The sequence below is a fragment of the Cohnella luojiensis genome, assembly GCF_004564235.1.
GTDB classification, from domain to species: domain Bacteria; phylum Bacillota; class Bacilli; order Paenibacillales; family Paenibacillaceae; genus Cohnella; species Cohnella luojiensis.
The window spans coordinates 1-23,922 of the sequence record NZ_SOMN01000030.1; the positions used below are offsets into that span (position 1 = coordinate 1).

Consider the following 23,922-nt stretch of genomic DNA (forward strand, 5'->3'; position numbering starts at 1 on the left):
GATTTCCCAATTCGTAAGACCCCTGGAAGAACACCAGGTTGATAGGCTCGGGGTGGAAGCGCGGCAACGTGTGCAGCTGACGAGTACTAATCGGTCGAGGGCTTATCCTAAACGAATGACACTGTAAGACAAATGATACTCACCACCTTCTTCTAAGCTTTGCTTCGCATCCAGTTTTCAAGGCGTAAGTATGCAACGCAATGCTACACATTGCCGTCTGCAACATTGCGGGTCGTGACGATTTCATCGCACGATGGCGCAAGCCTCTTTATGTAAATTCCAAGCATCCTATGCGATAGGGTGCTTTTTTGTATTCGTTGATTTCTACCCCTTTCGTCTAAAAAGTGCAGGCAAATGAACCAACATTTGCGGAGGCCTTTTTTATTTTGACCATAACGGATAGGAATAAAGCACGGGGGACCCCCGAATAATAAGGTTAAACCATTCGAGGAAAGAAGGAGCGAAGACACTTTGCATTTTTTTAAAAGCCGAGTATAATGGGACTATAGTCAAAGAAAGTCAAAGTCAGATCCGCCCCTGTTTGACGAACCGGCAAGAGACGCCTAAAGCGATCTACAGTCGGCTTGCATCGATGAAAGGAGGTTGGACGTTGCCGAACATTACCGATCTGATCGAGCTTTATTTGAAGAAAATTCTGCAGAGCAGCTCGGAAGGGTCCGTTGAAATTCAAAGAAGCGATTTAGCGGATAAGTTTTCATGCGTCCCATCGCAAATCAATTACGTGATAAGTACGAGGTTCACCCTGGAAAAAGGCTACTACGTGGAAAGCAAGCGCGGCGGCGGAGGATACATCCGTATTCAACGCGTCAGCCTTCCCTCGCTTGAAGCGATTCAGAACCATATCCGGCAAACGGTCGGAGAACAGATCGATCAAACCGCGGCCGAAGGACTCATTTATCAATTAGAGGAAGCCCGATTCCTTACCGAGCGGGAAGCGCATCTGCTTAAAGCGGCTGTTTCGCGGGATGTCATAGCGTTAAAGCTGCCGGTTCGGGACGAGATCAGGGCAAAGCTTATGAAGGCTATGCTTATCGCGTTGCTCGTGAAATGAGGAAAGGAGTCCTGTCCGATGCAATGCCAAGAATGCGGTAAACGTCCCGCGACTTTGCATTTTACAAAAATCGTCAACGGAGAGAAAACGGAATTGCACATTTGCGAAGCATGCGCGAGGGAGAAGGGAGAGCTTATTCCCGGAAACCCAAACGGATTTTCCATTCACAACTTGCTTTCCGGGCTTCTTGACTTCGAGCCTCAGAACCCCAATCCCATGGCTAAGCAGCCAGCGGCTAAATGCGATACGTGCGGGATGACCTATGCTCAGTTCAGTAAAATCGGCCGCTTCGGATGCAGTCACTGCTATAAGCAGTTCTCGGAACGGCTTGATCCTCTGCTGAAACGGGTACATGGTAATACGGTGCATGTTGGTAAGGTGCCGAAGCGAGCGGGGGGACGTCTGAAGACGAAGCGGGAAATCGACCGGCTTAAGAAGGAAATGCAAGGCCGAATCGAGCGCGAGGATTTCGAGACTGCCGCGCAGCTGCGCGATCGGATCCGCGAGCTTGAGAAGGAAATGAGCGGCTGAAGGGTAGGGAAAGACAATGGCCAAACGGAAATTCGTCAAACAAGCGCTCAGTCAGTGGATGAACGGTGAAGGTCCGGATTCGGAAGTTGTTATCAGCAGTCGAGTGCGCATCGCCCGCAATATTCGCAACATGCCTTTTCCGATGATGGCGGGACCAACCCAATCCCTCTCGGTCATGGAGCAACTGCTCGGGGTCGCCGAGAGCGGAAGGCTGAATGGACTGGGCAAGATCGAGCAAATTCGGTTGACCGAGCTAACAGAGCTTGAAAAGCTCGTACTCGTCGAGAAGCATCTGATCAGCCCCAACTTGGCTAACGAATCCCGCAACGGAGCACTCATTCTGAGTCCTAACGAGGATATCAGCGTCATGATCAATGAGGAAGACCATTTGCGAATTCAATGCTTGCGCTCCGGATTTCAAGTTCACGAAGCTTGGGATTCCGCCAGTAAAATCGATGATATTTTCGAGGAGCAGGTCGATTTCGCCTTCGATGAGAAGCATGGCTTCCTCACGAGTTGTCCGACTAACGTAGGTACCGGCATCAGGGTATCGGTCATGATGCATTTGCCGGCACTCGTCATGACGGGCCAGATCAGCCGAATCCTGTCGGCCGTTACCCAAGTGGGGCTAGCCGTTAGAGGATTATACGGCGAAGGCAGCGAAGCGACCGGGAACCTATTCCAGGTATCGAACCAGATCACGTTAGGTCAGTCCGAGCAGGAGATTATCGAGAATTTATTTCAAGTCGCCCGCCAAATGATCGAACATGAGAAGTCGGCCAGGAGTAAGCTATTAACCGAGTCGCGGCTACGGGTAGAGGATCGGGTACGGAGATCCTATGGAATATTGTCCCAGGCGCTCATCATGGATTCGAAGGAAGCTTCTCAGCGACTATCGGACATCCGGCTTGGCGTTCATCTAGGACTGCTGCCGGAGGTAAACGAGCTTATACTTAACGAGCTTCTCGTGTCGACTCAGCCCGGATTTCTCCAACAGACGTTCGGGGAAGCGATGAGTCCGGAAGACAGGGATAGGTCAAGAGCGGAATTAATTCGCTCGCGACTGGCAACTCGTTCATAAATGTTTTATTCTTAACTTTATAGGGGAGGTGTTTTTCATGATGTTTGGTAGATTTACGGAACGTGCGCAGAAGGTATTGGCATTGGCTCAGGAAGAAGCAGTACGTTTGGGACACAATAACATCGGTACGGAACATATTCTGCTCGGTCTCATCCGGGAAGGGGAAAGCATCGCCGCCAAAGCCCTGATTGCTTTGGGTCTTGGTTTGGAGAAGATCCAAGATGAAGTGGAATCCCTTATCGGCCGGGGTCAAGAACAACCTACGAACATCGCTTATACCCCGCGTGCCAAGAAAGTTATCGAACTATCCATGGATGAAGCACGCAAATTAGGTCATACGTACGTGGGCACGGAGCATATCTTGCTCGGCCTTATCCGCGAGGGAGAAGGCGTTGCGGCTCGCGTTCTTAACAATCTTGGCATAAGCCTCAACAAAGCGCGCCAACAAGTATTGCAACTGCTCGGAAGCAACGAGAGCGTGTCGCAGAACCATGGTCCATCCTCCAATGTCAGCACGCCAACGCTGGATGGCTTAGCTCGCGACCTGACCGCTAGCGCCCGGGATGGGAACATTGATCCCGTCATCGGACGTCAGAAGGAAATCGAGCGCGTTATTCAAGTGTTATCCCGCCGGACGAAGAACAACCCGGTACTTATCGGGGAGCCTGGCGTAGGTAAGACGGCGATTGCCGAGGGTCTCGCCCAGAAGATCGTCAACAACGAGATTCCCGAGACTTTGCGCGACAAACGCGTCATGACCCTCGATATGGGTTCCGTCGTCGCAGGTACGAAATACCGCGGTGAATTCGAGGATCGACTGAAAAAAATCATGGACGAAATCCGCCAAGCCGGCAACGTCATCCTTTTCATCGATGAGCTTCATACGTTGATCGGAGCTGGCGGCGCGGAAGGCGCGATCGACGCTTCCAACATTCTTAAGCCGGCGCTTGCTCGCGGCGAGCTTCAATGCATCGGAGCGACGACGCTGGATGAGTACCGCAAATATATCGAGAAGGATGCCGCTCTCGAGCGACGGTTCCAGCCGATTACGGTTGATCAGCCGACGCCTGAGGAAGCGATCCAGATTCTGTTAGGCTTAAGAGACAGATACGAAGCCCATCACAGGGTAAAAATCACCGATGAAGCGATCGATGCGGCGGTTAAGCTGTCCGATCGTTACATTCCGGACCGGTTCCTGCCGGATAAGGCGATCGACTTGATCGACGAAGCGGGATCCAAGGTGAGGCTGAATTCCTACACGGTACCGCCTAACTTGAAGCAGTTGGAAACGAGGCTCGAGGATATCCGCAAAGAGAAGGACGCCGCAGTTCAGAGCCAAGAGTTCGAGAAAGCGGCCGCTCTTCGAGACACGGAGCAGAAGATCCGCGAAGAGCTCGACCACACGAAGAATCAGTGGAAAGAAAAGCAAGGCCGTACCGATTCCGAGGTGACTCCGGAAGATATCGCCCAAGTCGTAGCAAGCTGGACCGGCATTCCGGTTAGGAAGCTGGAAGAGGAAGAGACGCAACGCTTGCTCAATATGGAAACCATTCTTCACGACCGGGTTATCGGTCAGGAAGAAGCCGTTAAGTCCGTGTCCAGGGCCATCCGTCGCGCCCGCGCAGGTCTTAAAGATCCGAAACGTCCGATGGGCTCCTTCATATTCCTAGGACCTACGGGCGTCGGTAAAACGGAGCTCGCCCGGGCAATCGCCGAAGCGATGTTCGGCGACGAGAACGCGGTCATCCGCATCGATATGTCGGAATACATGGAGAAGCACTCGACTTCCCGTCTCGTCGGAGCTCCTCCGGGATATGTCGGCTACGAAGAAGGCGGCCAGCTGACGGAGAAAGTCCGCCGCAAGCCATACTCGGTCGTATTGCTTGACGAAATCGAGAAAGCCCATCCCGAAGTATTCAACATTTTGCTGCAGGTGCTGGAAGACGGTCGATTGACCGACTCGAAAGGCCGTTCGGTCGACTTCCGCAATACGCTGATCATCATGACGTCCAACGTCGGGGCGGAGCAAATCAAGAAGAATTCCACGCTCGGCTTCACGGCCGCGCAGGATGCGGGACGCGATTATCAGAACATGAAGGAAAAGGTGCTCGCCGAGCTGAAGAAATCCTTCCGTCCGGAGTTCCTCAACCGGATCGACGAGTCCATCGTGTTCCATCCGCTCAACGAGGAGCATATCACGCAGATCGTAACGCTTATGGCGGACGACTTGCGGAAGCGCCTCGTGGAGCATAACGTGAGCTTCGAATTGACCGACTCGGCCAAAGCTTTCCTGGCGAAGGAAGGTTACGATCCGCAGTACGGCGCGCGGCCGCTTCGCAGGGCCATCCAGAAGCATATCGAGGATCGTTTGTCGGAAGATCTGTTGCTCGGCAAGATCACGAAGGGCAACGCTCTCCTTATCGACGAGGAGGACGGCGGTCTCGTTGTCAGACAAAAGGGCGAAATCGAATTAACCAAAGCTTAATCGCATAAAGTAAGTAGGACTCTCCGAAGCGCCAGAAATGGCGATCGTTCGGAGAGTCCTTTTTTTAACCCGCCCAAAGACGGCGACAGCCGTTTATGCTTGTGTTAAAATTCAACTATAAGCAATGCGCGCAAAGGAGCCGTTATCTGCAATGGCCAAGGTCAAAACAAAATTTGCCTGCACCCAGTGCGGCACGGAATCTCCGAAGTGGATGGGCAAATGTCCCGGCTGCAACGAGTGGAACACGATGGTCGAAGAAACGGAAACGGAGATCAAGGCTCCCGTGGGGCGAGGCGAACTACTCCGGACGAAAGAAAAAGCGCGAGCTATCATAGATATAGAAAGTGGGCGGGAGCCCCGCGTTTCGACCGGTCTATCCGAGCTGAACAGGGTACTCGGCGGGGGGCTAGTCCCAGGATCGCTTTTACTGGTCGGCGGCGACCCGGGAATCGGGAAATCAACCTTGCTGCTCCAAGCCTCGTATTCCCTGTCGACGCAGGGTTTGAAGGTGCTATACGTGTCGGGAGAGGAGTCCGTGCGACAAACCAAGCTGCGCGCGGATCGGCTCGGCGCATTAAATGACAGGCTATTCGTTCTGTGCGAGACGAACCTGGAAGTTATCGAAGAAGCGATAACCGAAGTGAGTCCGGATTTTCTCGTCATCGACTCCATTCAGACGGTATACCGTCCGGAGGTTGCGTCCGCTCCCGGCAGCGTAGCGCAAGTAAGAGAGTGCACCGCCCATTTCATGAGAATATCCAAAATTAACGGTGTGGCTACCGTTCTCGTGGGGCACGTAACCAAGGAAGGTGCAATCGCCGGCCCGCGGCTGCTCGAGCATATGGTCGATTGCGTGCTCTACTTCGAAGGCGAACGCCATCATACTTATCGGATATTACGCGCGGTTAAGAACCGCTTCGGATCGACGAATGAAATCGGCATTTTCGATATGACGGAAGACGGCCTTCGGGAGGTTACGAATCCCTCGGAGTTATTCTTGTCGGAGCGTCCGCTTGGGGTTTCCGGCTCCACCGTCGTTGCAAGCATGGAAGGAACGAGGCCCGTATTGGTCGAGTTGCAAGCTCTTGTTACACCGACGCATTTCCCTTCGCCGCGGAGGATGGCATCGGGCTTCGATCATCACCGGATGTCGCTCGTTATCGCAGTGCTGGAGAAACGAATGGGCATGTTCCTGCAGAATCAGGACGCTTATCTTAACGTAGCCGGCGGAGTCAAGCTTGACGAGCCGGCAGCCGATTTGGCCGCGGCAGTCAGCCTGGCATCCAGCTTGAAGGATAAGCCGACGCGCCCTTACGACGCGATTTTCGGCGAAGTAGGATTAACGGGCGAGGTACGGGCCGTTTCTAGGGCGGAGCAACGGGTGAAAGAAGCGCACAAGCTGGGTTTCAAGCGGGTAATCATGCCGGAGCAGAGCATGAAAGGCTGGAGCCCGCCCAAGGATATACAACTTATAGGCGTTAAGACGGTCGCTGAAGCGCTTAAAGCCGCATTGGAATAGGGGGTATCGCTCATATAATGAAAGAACACAAAGACAGAGACCCTAAGGAAAAGGAACGCGCTCAGCAGGAAAAGACGATGAACCTGCTGCTGCAGATGGTAGCTCCCGGTACCCCGTTTCGCGATGGGCTGGAGAACGTGCTGCGAGCGAAGACCGGGGCGCTGATCGTTGTTGGATACAGCCCGGAAGTGATGGAGGTCGTGGATGGCGGCTTCTCGATCAATTGCGATTTCAGCCCGAACTATCTGTATGAGCTCGCCAAGATGGACGGCGCAATCATACTGAATGAGGACGTTAAACGCATTTTATATGCGAATACCCAGTTGATTCCGGATTCGTCCATTTCCTCCTCGGAGACCGGCATTCGTCATCGGACTGCGGAGCGAGTAGCTAAACAAACAGGTAAACTGGTCGTATCGATCTCTCAGCGGCGGAACGTTATCACGCTGTATCAGGGGCAATTGCGCTATGCGCTTAAAGAGATGGGCGTCATTCTCACGAAGGCCAACCAAGCGATTCAGACGCTGGAGAAATATCGGGCGGTATTCACCCAAGCGCTAACTAACCTTTCGGCATTGGAATTCGAAGAATTAGTCACGATGCATGAAGTGGCCTATGTCATTCAGCGCGCCGAGATGGTTCTTCGCATTAATAACGAGATTAATCGTTACGTTCTAGAACTCGGGAATGAAGGCAGATTGATTAGCATGCAGAAGGAAGAACTAGTCGGATCGGCCGAAGAAGAAGCTTGGCTGTTACTTCGGGATTATGCCAAGGACGATGCGGAGAACAAGGTTCGCGATATCCAGACTACCATCCGCAAGCTCTCATCCGAAGAATTGCTCGATTCCGCTTCGTTGATTCGGATTCTGGGCTATCCATCCTTGAGCTCCGTCGTTGAGGAAGGATTGTTGCCTCGCGGGCATCGGATGTTAAGCAAGATCCCTCGGTTACCCAGCGTTATCATACACAATCTCGTCGACCGGTTCGCAGCTCTGCCTCATATCGTAATGGCCTCGATCGAAGAATTAGACGAAGTGGACGGAATAGGCGAAGTTCGGGCGCGCGCGATTAAAGAGGGTTTGAAACGTATTCAAGAACAGGTGTTTATTGACAGACAGATATAAGGGGAATACAATTGGAAATGTTCTTCAATTCGCGAAACGAACTCATGCGCCATGCGAGACGCGCTTAACTTTGCGATCAATAGGGTATAGTAAAATCGAGGTGGCATACATGATTACGAAGTCGATACCGAATCTTTTTACCATTGGCAACCTGTCTTTAGGCGTGATCGCCATCATCTTGGCATTCAACAATGAAGCGAACACTTCGAACACGGCGGCCTTATTAGTGATTATCGCCATGCTTCTTGATGGGTTGGACGGTCGTGTGGCCCGCGCTTTAAACGTCCAAAGCGAATTCGGCAAAGAATTAGATTCCTTGTCAGACGTCATTTCGTTCGGGGTTGCTCCCGCGTTTATCATGTATCAAGCGGCATTCCAAGATGTGAATCCTGCGTTGGCTTGGATAGTAACCGCGATCTTCCCGATATGCGGAGCGTTAAGACTGGCGAGGTTTAACGTAATCGACGGTATTCCCGGCTATTTTATCGGGTTGCCGATTCCGGCGGCTGGCGGTGTGCTGGCTACGTTGGCGCTATTTCACCACGAGCTCCATTACTCCTTGCTGTTGATCAGCACGGTAGCTTTATCCTTCCTGATGGTCAGCAACATGAAGTATCCCAATTTCAAAAAGCTGGGTCTGCCGAAGAAAGCGATATGGGCCATTCCGATCGTCGTTCTGGCTGCAGCGGTCCTGGCCTTCATGTTCCAAGAAGCGATCCCGAAGGTCATCCTAGCATTGCTTCTTCTCTATGCGTTATGGGGCCTAAAAAAAAACGTTGATGGACTATTGCCATCGAGTAAGCGTGCGAAGCGCAGGAAGGCCGCGGAAGAGAAGGAACAATCCAAGCATAGCGCTTAGTTGACTTTAGTTGAACCGGAAGCATCGGATGTCTCTCTGTTATTGGGGAGTTATCGGTGCTTTTTTTATAGACTAATGATTATCTCAAATTAACGAAAAAGCAGCTTCCCGGCAATCGGGAGCTGCTTTTCTAGTTCATGATAAGGAGTTAAGTTAGATTAAACCAGCCTAACGTAGAGCATTTATCCGCTTCCTTGGCGACGACTTCCTCGAGGCTAATATCCAGCAGATTGCACATGGCAGACATATAGAACAGGTTCTTGCCCATTTCGTTGCGGATGACTTCGCGGCATTGCTCGCACAAGCTGCCTTCCATATGGGATTTCGATTGGCGATTCGCTTGGTCCAGCGGCATCTCCTCGGAAAACCCTTGGTTTCTGGCGTTTAATTCGATACATCCGCACTCGGTAATCGATTTGGATACGGCCCGGTTGACGGATGCGTTCGACTGGCTGTACTTCGTAACGACATCAAGCAGACTGCGATGACGGAGCAACAATTCCGACACCTGACTCTGAAATTCCTGGAGCGTAGGTGCGCTCATCCGTTCCACCTCGGTTACCTTTAATTTACTTTTCTCCTTCATTATAGATCAAGGGCTGGCAGAATTCAAAAGAAGTTGTTGTTTTTTAAGAAACTTTAAGAAGCTGGCTAAGGGAAGATTAGCAATCGAAAAATTGGAACATACTAGTAACGATATTTCTGACTTATTACGAGAAAGGGAGTGAATTTATGGTCATGAAAAGAGTAATACAAATCATCGGCATTCTGATAGGAGCCATGCTTGGTCAACAAATGTCTACCTGGCCGATGTCCTCGGAAGCGCCTTGGATGGGAGCGATGTTAGGAGCGACGACAGGAACGGGAGGCAGCTTCAGTGCCGTTGTCGGCGCATTCGCCGGATTCTTGCTTGCTACATCTATCGCGACTCCGTTATCTAGTTCCTTGCAACGCGGAATCGATAGGCTGTCCGGTTACCCTATGTCGGATCTTATGTCCGGCTTGATCGGTTTGACCTTTGGACTCGCACTTTCTTCTTTCCTGTATCCTTATGTAACGGACATTCCTTATGTGGGACAAGTATTGGCTGCGGGAACGGCACTTACGCTTGGATACGCGGGATTAAGAATCGGTATGCGCAAAAAGGACGAAATCGGGGATTGGGTGCGCACGCGCAAAACGGTTGAAGCACCGAAGAGCGATGGGCCGCGGTACGAGGAGCATAAAATTCTGGACACAAGCGTCATTATTGACGGCCGGATCGCGGATATTTGCAAAACGGGGTTTATAGAAGGGACCTTGGTCATCCCGGAATTCGTGCTGGAAGAACTCCAGCATATCGCGGATTCTTCCGACTTGCTCAAGAGGAACAGGGGGCGGAGAGGCTTGGATATCCTTAATAAAATCCAGAAGGAATTGGACGTTAGGGTGCTCATCTACGAGGATGCGAACGAGGAACCCGGGGAAGTGGACAGCAAGCTCGTCAAGCTCGCTAAGGCCATGCAGGGCAAAGTGGTCACGAACGATTTCAACTTGAACAAGGTGTGCGAACTGCAGGGCGTATCCGTACTTAACATTAACGATTTGGCGAATGCGGTAAAGCCGGTCGTGCTTCCCGGAGAAGAAATCGTCGTTCAAGTCATCAAGGACGGCAAGGAGCATGGGCAAGGCGTCGCTTACTTGGACGATGGTACTATGATCGTAGTCGAAGGCGGGAGAGACTACATCGGTACGACGATGGAGGTACTCGTCACTAGCGTGCTGCAGACCTCCGCGGGCCGGATGATCTTCGCTAAGCCGAAGCTATTGGAAAAAGCGCTCTAACAAGGTATGATAATAGAAATATGGGCGGGACGCGCTCTAGTGTCCCGTCTTTCGTCTGTTATTCAGGTCATATAAGCAGCAACTTAAGGGGAATGAGCCATGGATTGGGGAGCTGTCGTGGTTGCCGCAGGGCGTGGCACGCGCATGGGAGCCGCGGATAACAAGCCCTATCTGAAGCTTGCGGGGCGTACCGTGTTGGCTCATACGTTAGAGGCATTTGAGAGGAGCTCTTCGGTGTCTTCGATCATCTTGGTCGTAACATCGGGCGAGCAGAGGAAAGCGGCCGAGATCATCAGTGTTGAAGGGTTTTGCAAAGTCACTCTTATTATCCCTGGCGGAGCGGAGCGGCAGGATAGCGTCTACGCCGGTTTGGCCGCGTTATCGACGGAGGGCGTGCTGGTCCATGATGCGGCCAGGCCTTTAGTGACCTCCGAGCAGATCGAGGCTTGCTGCCGTGCTGCGGAAGAGCATGGCTCAGCCGCATTAGCCGTTCCCGTTAAAGATACGATTAAGGTTTCCGACGGCAATGGCTTCATCGTTGCGACGCCGGAGCGCAGAACGCTGTGGAGCGTGCAGACTCCTCAAGCCTTTTCTCGCCAAGAGCTAATGCAGGCGCATCGGGAGGCGCAAGAAGAGGGGGCGACCGCAACGGATGACGCGATGCTTCTCGAACGGCTGGGGCGCAAGATCGCCATCGTCCAAGGGGATTACGCGAATTTGAAAATCACGACGCCGGAAGATTTGCCGATCGCGGAACTGCTGTTAGCAAGACGTCATGGGAAGGAGATCAACAATGATTAGAGTAGGACAAGGCTTCGACGTACACCAACTGGTTGAAGGCCGCCCATGCATCATCGGCGGCGTGGCCATTCCGTACGAGAAAGGGTTGCTAGGCCACTCGGACGCGGACGTACTTTTACATACGATCAGCGATGCTATCCTCGGTGCTCTGGCCTTGGGAGATATCGGCAGGCACTTTCCCGATACCGACCCGGCATTCAAGGACGCCGATAGCGTCAAATTGTTGGAGCACGTATGGCGCTTGGCCAAGGAGCGCGGCTACAAGCTCGGCAACGCCGACGCGACGATCATCGCGCAAGCGCCCAAGATGGCGCCGTACATCCCGGCCATGGTTACGGTTATTGCCCGCGCTCTAGAATGCGAGGAGTCCCGGATCAACGTGAAAGCGACGACGACCGAACGGCTTGGCTTCCCGGGCCGCGGCGAAGGCATTGCTTCTCAAGCCGTTGTTTTGTTGGTTCGGGTGTAGGGTAGTTTATTGACTTGCTCGGTGAAGAGGGACGGAGGAAAAGGGTCAGTACGGAGAGTTTACGTCCGCCTTTAAAATCGAGTTGCCACTGCAAAGTCAATTCAGGCAACTCGATTTTAACAGCGGCGTAGTACTGACCCTTTTTCGTAGTCACGGTATTCCACGAGCTTTATACAGGAGGAAACAAAATGTCGACCAAAGTCCGCGTACGTTACGCGCCGAGCCCAACTGGCCATCTCCATATCGGCAACGCCAGAACCGCAATTTTCAACTACTTATTCGCTCGCCATCACGGCGGTGAATTCATCATCCGCATCGAAGATACCGATGTGAAGCGCAACGTGGCCGGCGGCGAGGAAAGCCAGCTTACCTATTTGAAGTGGCTCGGCGTCGATTGGGACGAGAGTGTTGATCGCCTTGGCAAATACGGCCCTTATCGTCAAACCGAACGTCTTGATATTTACCGTGAGCACACCCGGCAGTTGCTTGATCGCAAGCTCGCTTATCACTGCTATTGCAACGAGGAAGAACTGGAGCGGGAGCGCGAGGAGCAAACCGAACGCGGCGAAACGCCGAAGTATTCAGGCAAATGCCGTAATCTCGACGCTGAAGCGCAAGCTGCTTTAGTCGCAGAAGGGCGCATTCCGAGCATTCGATTTACCGTGCCGACCGATCGCGTTTATACGTTCCAGGATACGGTTAAGGGCGAAATCTCCTTCCGTGCCGACGATTTCGGCGATTTCGTCATCGTCAAGAAAGACGGAATTCCGACTTACAACTACGCAGTAGCGGTCGATGACCACCTCATGGCCATCACGCACGTATTGCGCGGCGAAGACCATATTACCAACACGCCTCGCCAGCTGATGATCTACGAAGCGTTCGATTGGTCTCCGCCCGAGTTCGGACATATGACGCTGATCGTCAACGACCAACGCAAGAAGCTGTCCAAGCGCGACGAATCCATCGTTCAATTCATTCAACAATATGATGAGCTTGGTTACTTGCCGGAAACTCTGTTTAACTTCATCACCTTGCTCGGCTGGTCACCTGAAGGCGAAGAGGAGATCTACTCCCGCGAGCAATTGATCGAGATTTTTAACGAGAATCGCTTGTCCAAGAGTCCTGCCGTCTTCGATACCGCTAAGCTAAGCTGGCTGAACCAGCATTACTTGAAGCAGGCTACGCCGGAGCGGGTCATCGGACTGTGCATTCCTCACCTGAAGTCGGCTGGCCGGTTGCCCGCGGAGCCGAATGAGCAAGAACTGGAGTGGGCGACCGCTTTGGTGAACTTGTTCCGCGACCACTTGCGCTTCGTGGCGGAGATCGTTCCATTATCGGACCTGTTCTTCCAAGAGGTGCCCGAGCTTAATGATGAGGCTGCGATCGTCATGGCGGAAGAGACCGTACCGACCGTGTTGAGCGCGTTCCGGAGCCAGATCGAAGCCGCCTCTGAACAAGATTTCACGATAGACAATATCAAGGCATGGATCAAAGCGGTGCAAGTCTCGACCGGCATTAAAGGCAAAGGTCTGTTCATGCCGATCCGCGTCGCCTTAACCGGACAGATGCACGGACCGGATTTGAACGGCACTATCTGGCTTCTCGGCCGCGAGCAAGTGTTGAAGCGCCTCGCCAAGTAATGCTGCCGGCTCGCCAAGCCCAAATAACGGTGCCACGCACCGCTATTTCACCAAAAACGGCTCGCCAAGCCCAAATAACGGTGCCACGCACCGCTATTTCACCAAAAACGGCTCGCCAAGCCCAAATAACGGTGCCACGCACCGCTATTTCGCCCAAAACGGCTCGCCAAGACCAAATAACGGTGCTGCGCGCCGCTATTTCGCCCAAAACGGCTCGCCAAGACGAAATAACGGTGCTGCGCGCCGCTATTTCGCCCAAAACGGCTCGCCAAGACGAAATAACGGTGCCACGCACCGCTATTTGAATCGAGCCACCTCAGGCAACCACATGACTCTTGTCACCCGAATAGGGTTAAGCTATACTGGTGCTATATCGAAAATGTGCGACGAACAGGAAAGTACGTTTCGCTTAACGAATGATCAGAGAAGGCGGTCTTGGCTGAGAGCCGCCACATTCACGCGAAACCGAATTGCGCCTGGGAGCTGCGCCGCCGATCGGACAACCGACGGGGCCGCGATCATCGAATCGCGAGCTCTACGGAAAGTTTCGGGTAAGCGGTGCCGGGGGGATCCCGTTAACCATCCAATGAGGAGCCGGCGTCTCGTAAGACGCAAGCTCAAGCAGAGTGGGACCACGTCACGACGTCTCTGCAGCGATAAGCTGCAGGGGCTTTTTTACATTCCAGGATGTATAAAATTACGTTATCCATTTCTGAAATGTCTCCGACATAAACCTCTGCCGCCATCCAAAGGACGGCGACAGCCGTTTATGCTTGTTCCATCGCTCAATCGGAATTTATTATTCGCTTTTTTAAGGGGGGGACGGGGGTATGGGGATGTGGCGTACAGTCAAATCTGATATTGATGCCGTATTCGAGAATGATCCTGCGGCCAGAAGTTGGTTTGAAGTCGTATTTACGTATGCAGGCTTGCATGCGATATGGTCTCATCGCGTCGCTCATTTCTTTTACCGCCGTCGGTTATTTTCCATCGCTCGCGTAATCTCCCAGGTAAGCCGGTTTTTCACCGGCATCGAGATTCACCCCGGCGCCCGTATCGGGAGTAAACTGTTCATAGATCATGGCATGGGCGTCGTCATCGGCGAAACGTGCGAGATCGGAGACGAGGTTGTCATTTACCAAGGGGTAACGCTCGGTGGAACGGGTAAAGAAAGAGGAAAGCGGCATCCGACGATCGGCAATCGCGTCGTCATCGCTTCCGGCGCGAAGGTTCTTGGATCTTTTACGGTCGGAGACAACACGAATATCGGGGCAAACTCCGTCGTTCTTCGCGAGATCCCGCCGAATAGCACGGTGGTCGGCATTCCCGGCCGGATCGTGAAACACAACGGAAAGAAGATAGGCGACCGGCTCGACCATACGAACCTGCCCGATCCACTCATCGAAACGTTCCGTTTCATGCAGAAGGAAATCAACGATCTGAAAACGGAAGTCGAACGTCTCAAAGCCGTGGACGCCGGCGGAAAGAATAAGGAATCCGACGAAACCGCAACGAATCAACCCGTGAGCATCCCCGATTACGAAGACAAAAGGAGCTAATGTCAGTGACCCTTAAGATATATGATAGCATGACCAGAGAACCTCAGCCGTTCGTGCCCCGCGAAGCGGGAAAAGTGAACATGTACGTGTGCGGACCGACCGTGTACGACTATATCCATATCGGCAACGCGCGTCCGGTTATTTTCTTCGACGTCGTTCGCCGTTATTTGGAAGCGATCGGCCTGCAAGTCAATTACATCGTGAATTTCACGGACGTCGATGACAAAATGATCCGCAAAGCGGCGGAGATGGGCATCACGGTTCCGGAGCTGGCCGAGAAATTCGTTACGGCGTTCAACGAGGACCGGGACGCGCTCGGTGCGTTCCCGTCGACGGTTTCGCCACGCGTAACGGAAACGATTCCCGAGATCGTAGACTTCATCCAAGGGCTCGTCGATCAAGGCGCTGCCTATGAAAGCTCCGGAGACGTGTACTTCCGCACCGGTTCCTTTCCCGAGTACGGCAAGCTGTCCCATAAAAACCTGGATGAATTGCAATACGGCATTCGGATCGACGTTGACGAGAGAAAAGAAAATCCCCAAGATTTCGTGCTGTGGAAAGCCGCTAAGCCTGGTGAGATTTATTGGCCTAGTCCATGGGGAGACGGACGACCGGGCTGGCATATCGAATGCTCGGCGATGGTACGCAAATACGCCGGAGACACGCTCGACATCCACGGAGGCGGACACGATTTGCAGTTCCCGCACCATGAGTGCGAGATTGCCCAATCCGAATCGCTTACGGGCCAACCGTTGTCCCGTTATTGGATGCACAATGGCTTCGTAAATATCAATAATGAGAAAATGTCCAAGTCGCTGGGCAACGGCGTTACCGTCCGCCAGCTTCTGAATGGCACTAGCAAATACGCGATTCGTTACTTGATGTTGGCTACGCACTATCGCAGCCCGCTTAACTTCAGCGAAGAGACGATCCGTCAAGCCGCTAACAGCATCGAGCGGCTGACGAATAACCGGGATAATGTTAAGCATCGGCTCTCCTCGGTTGCGACTGGAGAGTTAGCGCTGCCGGGCGATGAAGCTCTGAATGCTCGACTCGAACAGCTACGATCGGAATTCCATTCGAGAATGGAAGATGACTTCAGCACGCCGGATGCAATTACGTCTTGGTTTGGTCTCGTAACGGAAGTCAACGCCTATCTGCAGAAGGAAGCGGTTAGCGAGTCCGATTTGAAGCTGATTCTAGCCCGAATCGATGAGATGAACGGTATACTGGGTTTGTTGCCCACGTTAGAGGAAGCGGGTTTGCTGGATGAAGAAATCGACGCGTTGATCGCGGAACGGACGGCGGCGCGCGCGAACCGTAACTTCGCCCGTGCTGATGAAATCCGCGATTTATTGGCTGACCGGGGAATTCTATTGGAAGACACTCCGCAAGGCATTCGTTGGCGGCGCAAATGACGGAGCATGCAAGCAATATCCAAGCTCCGGTCATATCGCCCGTCGTGCCCTCGGATGTTCCCGTTAATCTGCTATCTCCCGTCGTACTCGCATATATCGGAGACGCGGTGTTCGAAATCTATATCAGGCAAAGGCTCATTGCCGGCTTTAACCGCAAGCCGAATGAGTTGCACCGAGCGGCGACTGGCTACGTTTCCGCAGCGGCGCAAGCGAAGCTTCTGCAAAGATGGATGCCTCTTTTGACGGATGAGGAAGCCGATATCGTGCGCAGAGGACGCAACACGAAGTCGGGCCAGCCGCCGAAGAACGCAGATCCGGCGGACTACCGCCATGCGACCGCTTTGGAATGTTTGGTAGGCCACCTGTACTACAATGGCGCTAAAGAACGCTTGGAGCAGCTAATCGAATTGGCTTTTGCTCGCGAAGCCGCAACAGACGGAACGCAATAAACAATAAAGGAAGATGATAATGAGCAACTATAACCCGAGATCGCAGGGAAATCGTCCTGCTGCCGGTTCTAAGCCGCGCTCTTCGGATGATCACAAGACTAAGCGTTACCAGCCGGCGGCTTCCCCGAAGGAAACGGCCGTCGAGAACGAGCAATGGGCGGAGGAAAGCACGCTTAAGAGCGAGGAAGAATATTTAGCTGGCAAGCATCCCATCCTGGAAGCCTTGAAAGCCGGGCGCGCGATTAACAAAATTTTCATGTCCAATCAAGCTCAACGCCATCTTGTCCAACCGATTATGGAAGAGGCCAAGGCGCGCGGAATCGTCGTTCAGCAGGTCGATAAGAGCAAGCTGGATCGGCTAGTTCCGGACTTGCAGCACCAAGGAGTCGTTGCCCAGGCAGCGGCTGTTGCTTATGCCGAAGTGGACGAGCTTCTCGCACGCGCCGCCCAGCGTGGAGAAGCTCCGCTTATCGTACTTCTTGACGAGGTAGAGGATCCTCACAATTTAGGCTCTGTCCTTCGTACCGCGGATTGCACCGGAGTGCATGGCGTAATCGTACCCAAACGTCGCAGCGCGGGATTGACGGCAGTCGTTGCCAAGACATCCGCCGGAGCCGTTGAATATGTCCCCGTTGCAAGGGTATCTAACTTGGTGCAGACGATGGAGAAGCTGAAGGAAGGCGGATTATGGATCGCGGGAGCGGATGCGGGCGCCAAGGAAGGCTTCTACGAGACGAATCTCACCGGGCCGCTTGCAATCGTTATCGGCAATGAAGGCCAAGGGCTTTCCCGTCTGGTCAGAGAGAGATGCGATTTCATCCTGTCCCTTCCCATGGTTGGGCAGATCAACTCGTTGAACGCATCCGTTGCGGCGGGAGTCATTCTGTACGAGGTCGTGCGTCAACGTCAGCAAGCGCTCAAGAAAACAGGCGCAACGCAGGGGCAGGCTAGCTCGGCTTCGGATCATGCGTGAGAAGCGAATGTATCAGCGGGAGGACGTCCTGCTGGTAGACGGATACAACATGATCGGAGATTGGCCGGAACTGGCTATCCTGAAGAACGGGAAGTTGGAGGACGCCAGAGACCGGTTATTGGACATGCTGTCGGATTACCAAAGCTATGCGGGGCTCATCGTGATCGTCGTATTCGATGCGTTCCGCGTTCCCGGTGCCGGCGCAGAGTATCGGCATAAGAAGAAAATGCAGGTCGTGTATACCCGGGAACGAGAGACGGCAGACGAATGCATCGAACGGCTGGTAGGGGAATGGACGTCCGTACGGCGCAATATATACGTTGCGACATCCGATCAAGTGGAGCAGCATGTAGCCTTCGGGCGCGGAGCGCTTCGGCTCTCCGCCCGTGAGCTAAGGATAGAGGTTCGGCAAAGCAAAAACGAGATTCAAACGGCCATTCAGAAAGATTCCCGGATGAAAAAGAATCCGTTGGGCGGAGTATTGCCAGAGGATATCCAACAAAGGTTGGAACGCATGAGACGAGGACTTGGCGAAGGATAAGTGAAGCGTGGTTTTATTTTACAATTCTACCACCGGCGAGAAGTGGCGAAAAAAGGCAAATCCATTGACGCTATGCGTCATATCAAGTATATTGGTTATAGTTTAGTAGAGTACGAGGTTCCAGTACGGCAATGCAGACCGGAGGGATGTTCGTGAGCGTCGACTTGGAGAGGCTGGCAACACGTGAGTACGACTTCAAGGCCGATGAGGACATCGTCGAATTCGTTCGGACGGGCGATAGCGAAGCTTTGGAGTACTTGATTCATAAATATCGTAATTTCGTGCGGGCGAAAGCGCGCTCTTACTTTCTGATCGGCGCGGAGCGGGAAGATATCGTTCAAGAAGGCATGATCGGATTATATAAGGCTATACGCGACTTTAAGGGAGATAAGTTGGCATCCTTTAAAGCATTTGCGGAGTTATGCATTACCCGTCAGATCATCACAGCGATCAAGACCGCCACGAGGCAGAAGCATATACCGCTTAATTCCTACGTTTCTTTGGACAAGCCCATCTACGATGAAGATTCCGATCGGACTCTGCTTGATGTCATCTGCGGCTCAAGGGTATGCGATCCCGAGGAAATGATTATCAATCAAGAAGAATTCTACGGCCTAGAGGATAAGATGTCGGAGATTCTGAGCGACTTAGAGCGGAAGGTACTAATGCTCTACTTGGATGGCCGCTCGTACCAGGAAATCGCCGTCGACCTCGATAGGCACGTGAAGTCCATAGATAATGCTTTGCAGAGAGTGAAGCGTAAGCTTGAACGTTATCTCGAAATAAGGGATCTTGGACATTAAGCACTTATATGATTTTACCGGCAGCCGATATAATGCGCTGCTTTTTTAATGCCTGCTAACAGTGTTTCGAACAGGGAAACAATTATCTTTTTGGCAGAGGGTTAAATAGGCGAAAAAATGGAAGAATAGTACGAGGATGCTAGAGACCCATTCTAGAAAGCAGGCCGTGAATCCGCCCTATCGAGGAATTGGCAATAGTAGGCTAAGACACTTTTCGTTGACATCGCTATCCCCCCTGTGATAAATTACTTTAGTAACCTTAACGTGGTTTCTTATGCGCAGGTCTGAATCATCGGCGAAACACCAGGAATTGTTGTCTTGATGACCCGTCATCACGAGGCGATTCCAAACTCGGCCTTGGTTCGCCAAGCTGGGGTTTCCGCTGAATGGTTGTATTTTTATGAAGTTTTAATCCCGGGAGGTGGAAGGGATGCGCGTAATCATCACGCTAGCTTGTACGAATTGCAAGCAACGGAACTACACGTCGAGCAAGAACAAACGGACACACGCCGATCGCATCGAGTTGAAGAAGTTCTGCAAATTTTGCAATGAACATCATCCTCATCGCGAAACGCGTTAACTCCTAGGAGGTAAGAACGTGACTTTCCTGGCCAAAATGAAAGAAAACTTTGGGTCCTTTTTTTCGTTTTTTGCAGACAGCTGGAACGAATTGAAGAAAGTCCGTTGGCCCAGCCGGAAAGAGCTCGTCAGCTACACGATCATCGTTATTGTGACGGTATTGTTGGTAACGATCTACTTCTGGGGTCTGGACATCGGTATTTCATCCCTCGTCGATCTCATCATCTGACGTAGGAACCAAAGGTGGCTTTTCCATGGAGAAAAGATGGTACGTAGTACACACGTATTCAGGGTACGAGAACAAGGTTAAGGCGAACCTGGAGAAACGCGTGGAGTCTATGGGTATGCAAGACAAGATCTTCCGCGTGCTTGTTCCGATGGAAGAAGAGATCGTTAACAAGGACGGCAAGAAAAAGACGGTTATGCGTAAAGTATATCCCGGTTATGTCCTTGTGGAGATGGTTCAGACGGATGATTCCTGGTACGTGGTTCGCAATACTCCCGGAGTTACCGGGTTTGTGGGATCCACTGGATCGGGATCGAAACCGACGGCGCTTCTGCCGGATGAAGTAGAAGGAATTCTGCGTCATATGGGCATGGACGAGCCGAAGCCGGTTATCGATTTCGAACTCAAGGAAAACGTCCGTGTTAAGGTTGGTCCTTTTGCTAACTTCGTCGGCTCCGTGGAAGAAATTCTACTCGACAAGAGCAAGCTGAAGGTTCATGTTAACATGTTTGGCAGGGAAACCCCGGTTGAGTTGGATTTCACTCAAGTGGAAAAGATATAGGCATTTTCAGCAATATTGGGTTTCTTGAACGAGCGGGAGGAGCGATGGTTCCGTTAAACCGCATTATGGGTCAGGGAGGTGTGCAACATGGCAAAAAAAGTCATCAAACTGGTAAAGCTTCAAGTTAATGCAGGTAAAGCTAACCCTGCGCCGCCAATCGGTCCTGCACTAGGTCAAGCTGGCGTTAACATCATGGCTTTCTGTAAAGAGTTCAATGCTCGCACTGCGGATCAAGTGGGATTAATCATTCCGGTTGTTATTTCCGTATTCGAGGATCGCTCTTTTACGTTCGAAACCAAGACTCCTCCGGCAGCGGTATTGCTCCGCGTAGCTGCAGGAATCCAAAAAGGTTCCGGCGAGCCGAACAAGAAAAAAGTAGCTACTGTAAAACGCGCTAAAGTTCGCGATATCGCAGAGCAAAAAATGCAAGATCTTAACGCGGCTTCCGTTGAAGCGGCTATGCGTATGATCGAAGGAACTGCCCGCAGCATGGGCGTTGTAATCGAAGACTAATCGTACGCCGTCCGGCGTATGGACTGCGGTTCCTGGAACCGCTTGTGGGAGGAAACTTCCGTTAAAACCACAAAAGGAGGAGAACAACTTGGCTAAACACGGTAAGAAATATGCAGAGTCCGTTAAGCTGATCGATCGCGATGCTACCTACGAATCGTTGGAAGCAATCGAGCTCGTGAAGAAAGCGGCAACGGCTAAATTCGACGAAACGGTTGAAGCGGCCGTCCGTCTCGGCGTTGATCCGAGAAAACAAGATCAAGCAGTACGCGGCGTAGTCGTCCTGCCTCACGGCACCGGCAAAACGCAACGCGTTCTCGTATTCGCAAAAGGCGATAAGCTGAAGGAAGCTGAAGCTGCCGGCGCGGATTACGTAGGGGATGCTGACCTCATCGCAAAAATCCAACAAGGATGGTTCGAGTTTGACGTCTGCGTCGCAACTCCGGACATGATGAGCGAAGTCGGTAAACTGGGCCGTATTCTCGGGGGTAAAGGTTTGATGCCTAACCCTAAAGCGGGCACCGTAACGAACGACGTTGCTAAAGCCATCGCCGAGATCAAAGCCGGTAAAATCGAATACCGTCTGGACAAAGCCGGACAAATTCACGCTCCGATCGGCAAGGTTTCGTTCGATTCTCAGAAACTCGACGAAAACCTGAAAGCTCTGATCGACGCGCTGAGCCGCGCGAAACCCGCATCTTCCAAAGGCATCTACCTGAAAAACATCTCGATCTCTTCGACGATGGGACCAGGCGCCCGCGTTAATGCGTCCGTTTATCGCTAATCCGACAAGCTGCTAACTTGCTTGCGGACGGTAAAAACTGTCTTTGACATCGGTAAGCCCCCGTGGTAAGCTGATGAAGCTGATAAATGAATATGGATACCGTAGACCGTAGGTGCCCACGCAAATAGCGTGCGAGCTTAATCTCCTACCGAGGTGTGTGGATAGATTATTTTTTAATCATGTCATGCCTCCGCGATGTCTGCGGGGGCATTTCTTATGTCCCCGGGCTTCGCGAGACGAACATACGGTATGCCAAGACTTAGGAGGTGTACACAATGGCAAACGCAAAAATCATTCAAGCTAAACAGCAAGAAGTCGATGCGATCGCAACGAAGCTTCGCGAAAGCAACTGTACCGTTGTGGCTGACTATCGCGGCCTAAACGTAGCGCAAGTGACTTTGCTTCGCAAACAACTGCGTGAAGCTGGCGTTGATTTCCAAGTGTTGAAAAACTCTTTGGTAAGCCGTGCTGCGGCAAGCGCTGAAATGAGCGAGCTTGATGCCGTACTAACGGGTCCGACTGCTGTCGCATTCGGTACTGACGTCGTTGCTCCAGCTAAGATTCTTAGCGATTTCGCTAAGAAGAACGAAGCGTTGAAGGTTAAAGGCGGCGTAGTCGAAGGCCGTTTCGTTGACGCTGCGCAAGTTAAAGCACTTGCTGAGCTTCCTTCCCGCGAAGGATTGCTGTCCATGTTGCTTAGCGTCCTGCAAGCTCCGGTTCGCAACTTCGCACTCGCTGTCAAAGCGGTTTCGGAGAAGAACGAAGCAAGCGCGTAAGACAATCGAATACAAAAATAAGAAGATCATATGATCTCAAATAATGGAGGATATTCAAATGAGCAAAGAGCAAATCTTAGAAGCCATTAAAGGCATGACAGTTCTTGAATTGAACGACCTGGTTAAAGCAATCGAAGAAGAATTCGGTGTTACTGCTGCGGCTCCAGTTGCAGCTGGCGGCGCTGTTGCAGTTGCTGAAGTTGCAGAGCAATCCGAATTCGACGTTGTCCTTGTCGATGCCGGCGCTTCCAAAATCAACGTAATCAAAGCTGTTCGCGAAATCACGGGTCTTGGTCTGAAAGAAGCAAAAGATCTCGTAGACAACGCTCCAAAAGCAATCAAAGAAAAAGTGGCCAAAGAAGAAGCTGACGCTGTTAAAGGTAAGCTTGAAGAAGCTGGCGCTAAAGTAGAAGTAAAGTAAGAAGCGGATCATCAAACCCCTTGAAGATTTTCTTCGAGGGGTTTGTTCATGTGTAAACTTGATCATGCTTAGAGAAGGCATCTTACGCTGGAATGTTGGAGGAGCTTGAGTGAACGATCATTACTACTCGAGTAAGCCGAAATCGGCAAGTAATCGACGAGCTTTCGAAACTATGCTTCGGGGAATTAAACTTCAATTGACGTCGGATGCCGGCGTGTTTTCGCGGGACGGGGTGGACTATGGCAGTCGGGTTTTGATCGAGCTTATGGATATTCCGCAAGATGCACAAGTGCTGGATATCGGCTGCGGTTACGGTCCGATTGGATTGATCGCTGCCCGCCTTGCGCCGCAAGGACATGTTAAGCTGATCGATGTTAACGAACGGGCAGTAGAACTGGCCAAACACAATGCTCAACTCAATGGAATTCTGAATGTATCTGTTGCGCAGAGCGATTTGTTCGTGTCGGTCGAAGGCGAGACATTCGACGTGATTCTATCCAATCCGCCAATTCGGGCGGGGAAAACCGTCGTGCATCGGTTGTTCGAAGAATCATGGAGGCATCTAAGCCCAGGGGGAACCTTATGGGTAGTTATCCAGAACAAACAAGGTGCATCTTCCGCCAGGGCAAAGCTGGAAGAGATTTACGGCGAGGAAGCGGTCGTAGAGGCAGGTAAGGACAAAGGATTCCGGATATACAGTTGCACGAAAAGTCAAGAATAAATATTTGACTTGACATTTCTGTTGTGGTATTATTAAAAAATGTCAGTATTAGGATGGGCTAATTGTCTTCAACACAAAAATCCTCTAAGCCTGACTCCTTCCCAAGAATAAATTCACGTTTGTTGGCGTATAATGGGTTTGTTTTGGGTAGAAGACTGGATGAGTTGCCATTGTGCCGCCAACCGGCGC

General features: G+C 52.0%; 26 protein-coding genes, 1 rRNA gene and 1 other annotated feature. Of the genes, 26 read left to right on the forward strand and 1 reads right to left on the reverse strand.

The annotated features are described in order from the left end of the window. From E2980_RS17690 to pssA, 8 genes are all read left to right on the forward strand, one after another. Window positions 1-110 (forward strand): 23S ribosomal RNA (locus E2980_RS17690); the annotation flags it as partial. Window positions 111-610: 500 nt separating this feature from the next. Continuing rightward, the gene (locus E2980_RS17695) at window positions 611-1,072 is read left to right on the forward strand and encodes a CtsR family transcriptional regulator (protein WP_135153562.1); all 462 of its coding nucleotides are present in this window, start codon (window positions 611-613) and stop codon (window positions 1,070-1,072) included. A gap of 18 nt (window positions 1,073-1,090) precedes the next feature. Beyond that, a complete protein-coding gene (locus tag E2980_RS17700) occupies window positions 1,091-1,603 on the forward strand; it encodes a protein-arginine kinase activator protein McsA (protein WP_135153563.1) in 513 nt (170 codons plus the stop codon). A gap of 16 nt (window positions 1,604-1,619) precedes the next feature. Beyond that, window positions 1,620-2,684: a protein arginine kinase gene (locus E2980_RS17705; protein WP_135153564.1), complete on the forward strand. Its 1,065-nt coding sequence runs from the start codon at window positions 1,620-1,622 to the stop codon at window positions 2,682-2,684. Between the two features lie 37 nt (window positions 2,685-2,721). Next, window positions 2,722-5,169: an ATP-dependent Clp protease ATP-binding subunit gene (locus tag E2980_RS17710; protein ID WP_135153565.1), complete on the forward strand. Its 2,448-nt coding sequence runs from the start codon at window positions 2,722-2,724 to the stop codon at window positions 5,167-5,169. Between the two features lie 151 nt (window positions 5,170-5,320). Next, window positions 5,321-6,688, forward strand: coding sequence for a DNA repair protein RadA (gene radA, locus E2980_RS17715; RefSeq protein ID WP_135153628.1), 1,368 nt, complete (start codon window positions 5,321-5,323; stop codon window positions 6,686-6,688). A gap of 17 nt (window positions 6,689-6,705) precedes the next feature. After that, entirely contained in the window at window positions 6,706-7,815 is a 1,110-nt protein-coding gene (disA, locus tag E2980_RS17720) for a DNA integrity scanning diadenylate cyclase DisA (RefSeq protein WP_135153566.1), read from the forward strand. Between the two features lie 109 nt (window positions 7,816-7,924). Next, window positions 7,925-8,674 carry a CDP-diacylglycerol--serine O-phosphatidyltransferase gene (gene pssA, locus E2980_RS17725; protein ID WP_135153567.1) on the forward strand — a complete coding sequence of 250 codons (750 nt, stop codon included), beginning with the start codon at window positions 7,925-7,927 and terminating at the stop codon, window positions 8,672-8,674. 148 nt (window positions 8,675-8,822) lie between these two features. On the opposite strand, the gene E2980_RS17730 is transcribed toward pssA, so the two are convergent. Beyond that, the gene (locus tag E2980_RS17730) at window positions 8,823-9,218 is read right to left on the reverse strand and encodes a nucleoside triphosphate pyrophosphohydrolase family protein (protein ID WP_135153629.1); all 396 of its coding nucleotides are present in this window, start codon (window positions 9,216-9,218) and stop codon (window positions 8,823-8,825) included. 188 nt (window positions 9,219-9,406) lie between these two features. On the opposite strand from E2980_RS17730, the gene E2980_RS17735 reads away from it, so the two are divergent. The 18 genes from E2980_RS17735 (at window position 9,407) to E2980_RS17820 (ending at window position 23,733) form a co-directional block, all read left to right on the forward strand. Then, window positions 9,407-10,498, forward strand: a complete 1,092-nt coding sequence (locus tag E2980_RS17735) for a PIN/TRAM domain-containing protein (protein WP_135153568.1) — start codon at window positions 9,407-9,409, stop codon at window positions 10,496-10,498. A gap of 99 nt (window positions 10,499-10,597) precedes the next feature. Next, window positions 10,598-11,299, forward strand: coding sequence for a 2-C-methyl-D-erythritol 4-phosphate cytidylyltransferase (gene ispD, locus E2980_RS17740; protein ID WP_135153569.1), 702 nt, complete (start codon window positions 10,598-10,600; stop codon window positions 11,297-11,299). After that, the gene (gene ispF, locus E2980_RS17745) at window positions 11,292-11,768 is read left to right on the forward strand and encodes a 2-C-methyl-D-erythritol 2,4-cyclodiphosphate synthase (protein WP_135153570.1); all 477 of its coding nucleotides are present in this window, start codon (window positions 11,292-11,294) and stop codon (window positions 11,766-11,768) included. Before ispD ends, ispF begins: the two co-directional genes overlap by 8 nt. Before the next feature lie 188 nt (window positions 11,769-11,956). Then, window positions 11,957-13,411: a glutamate--tRNA ligase gene (gltX, locus tag E2980_RS17750; RefSeq protein ID WP_135153571.1), complete on the forward strand. Its 1,455-nt coding sequence runs from the start codon at window positions 11,957-11,959 to the stop codon at window positions 13,409-13,411. Between the two features lie 836 nt (window positions 13,412-14,247). After that, window positions 14,248-14,970 (forward strand): serine O-acetyltransferase, encoded by a 723-nt coding sequence (gene cysE, locus E2980_RS17755; protein WP_135153630.1) that lies wholly within the window; start codon window positions 14,248-14,250, stop codon window positions 14,968-14,970. Between the two features lie 5 nt (window positions 14,971-14,975). Continuing rightward, window positions 14,976-16,388, forward strand: coding sequence for a cysteine--tRNA ligase (gene cysS, locus E2980_RS17760; protein WP_135153572.1), 1,413 nt, complete (start codon window positions 14,976-14,978; stop codon window positions 16,386-16,388). Then, window positions 16,385-16,837 (forward strand): Mini-ribonuclease 3, encoded by a 453-nt coding sequence (locus tag E2980_RS17765; RefSeq protein WP_135153573.1) that lies wholly within the window; start codon window positions 16,385-16,387, stop codon window positions 16,835-16,837. Before cysS ends, E2980_RS17765 begins: the two co-directional genes overlap by 4 nt. A gap of 19 nt (window positions 16,838-16,856) precedes the next feature. After that, window positions 16,857-17,810, forward strand: a complete 954-nt coding sequence (gene rlmB / locus E2980_RS17770) for a 23S rRNA (guanosine(2251)-2'-O)-methyltransferase RlmB (RefSeq protein ID WP_135153574.1) — start codon at window positions 16,857-16,859, stop codon at window positions 17,808-17,810. Window positions 17,811-17,817: 7 nt separating this feature from the next. Next, entirely contained in the window at window positions 17,818-18,351 is a 534-nt protein-coding gene (locus E2980_RS17775; protein ID WP_135153575.1) for an NYN domain-containing protein, read from the forward strand. Between the two features lie 152 nt (window positions 18,352-18,503). Next, a complete protein-coding gene (gene sigH / locus E2980_RS17780; protein ID WP_135153576.1) occupies window positions 18,504-19,154 on the forward strand; it encodes an RNA polymerase sporulation sigma factor SigH in 651 nt (216 codons plus the stop codon). 430 nt (window positions 19,155-19,584) lie between these two features. Then, window positions 19,585-19,734, forward strand: coding sequence for a 50S ribosomal protein L33 (rpmG, locus tag E2980_RS17785; protein WP_115995294.1), 150 nt, complete (start codon window positions 19,585-19,587; stop codon window positions 19,732-19,734). Window positions 19,735-19,752: 18 nt separating this feature from the next. Further along, window positions 19,753-19,962 carry a preprotein translocase subunit SecE gene (gene secE, locus E2980_RS17790; RefSeq protein WP_135153577.1) on the forward strand — a complete coding sequence of 70 codons (210 nt, stop codon included), beginning with the start codon at window positions 19,753-19,755 and terminating at the stop codon, window positions 19,960-19,962. A 25-nt stretch (window positions 19,963-19,987) separates the two neighbouring features. Next, window positions 19,988-20,521: a transcription termination/antitermination protein NusG gene (gene nusG, locus E2980_RS17795; RefSeq protein WP_115995296.1), complete on the forward strand. Its 534-nt coding sequence runs from the start codon at window positions 19,988-19,990 to the stop codon at window positions 20,519-20,521. An 87-nt stretch (window positions 20,522-20,608) separates the two neighbouring features. Next, window positions 20,609-21,034, forward strand: coding sequence for a 50S ribosomal protein L11 (rplK, locus tag E2980_RS17800; protein ID WP_135153578.1), 426 nt, complete (start codon window positions 20,609-20,611; stop codon window positions 21,032-21,034). Between the two features lie 88 nt (window positions 21,035-21,122). Then, entirely contained in the window at window positions 21,123-21,815 is a 693-nt protein-coding gene (gene rplA, locus E2980_RS17805; protein WP_135153579.1) for a 50S ribosomal protein L1, read from the forward strand. Between the two features lie 81 nt (window positions 21,816-21,896). After that, window positions 21,897-22,041, forward strand: a sequence feature (ribosomal protein L10 leader region). 49 nt (window positions 22,042-22,090) lie between these two features. Further along, window positions 22,091-22,591, forward strand: coding sequence for a 50S ribosomal protein L10 (gene rplJ / locus E2980_RS17810; RefSeq protein ID WP_135153580.1), 501 nt, complete (start codon window positions 22,091-22,093; stop codon window positions 22,589-22,591). A gap of 58 nt (window positions 22,592-22,649) precedes the next feature. Beyond that, on the forward strand, window positions 22,650-23,012 hold the full coding sequence (rplL, locus tag E2980_RS17815) for a 50S ribosomal protein L7/L12 (RefSeq protein WP_135153581.1): 363 nt from the start codon (window positions 22,650-22,652) through the stop codon (window positions 23,010-23,012). Between the two features lie 109 nt (window positions 23,013-23,121). Then, the gene (locus E2980_RS17820; protein WP_135153582.1) at window positions 23,122-23,733 is read left to right on the forward strand and encodes a class I SAM-dependent methyltransferase; all 612 of its coding nucleotides are present in this window, start codon (window positions 23,122-23,124) and stop codon (window positions 23,731-23,733) included. Window positions 23,734-23,922 lie beyond the last annotated feature (189 nt).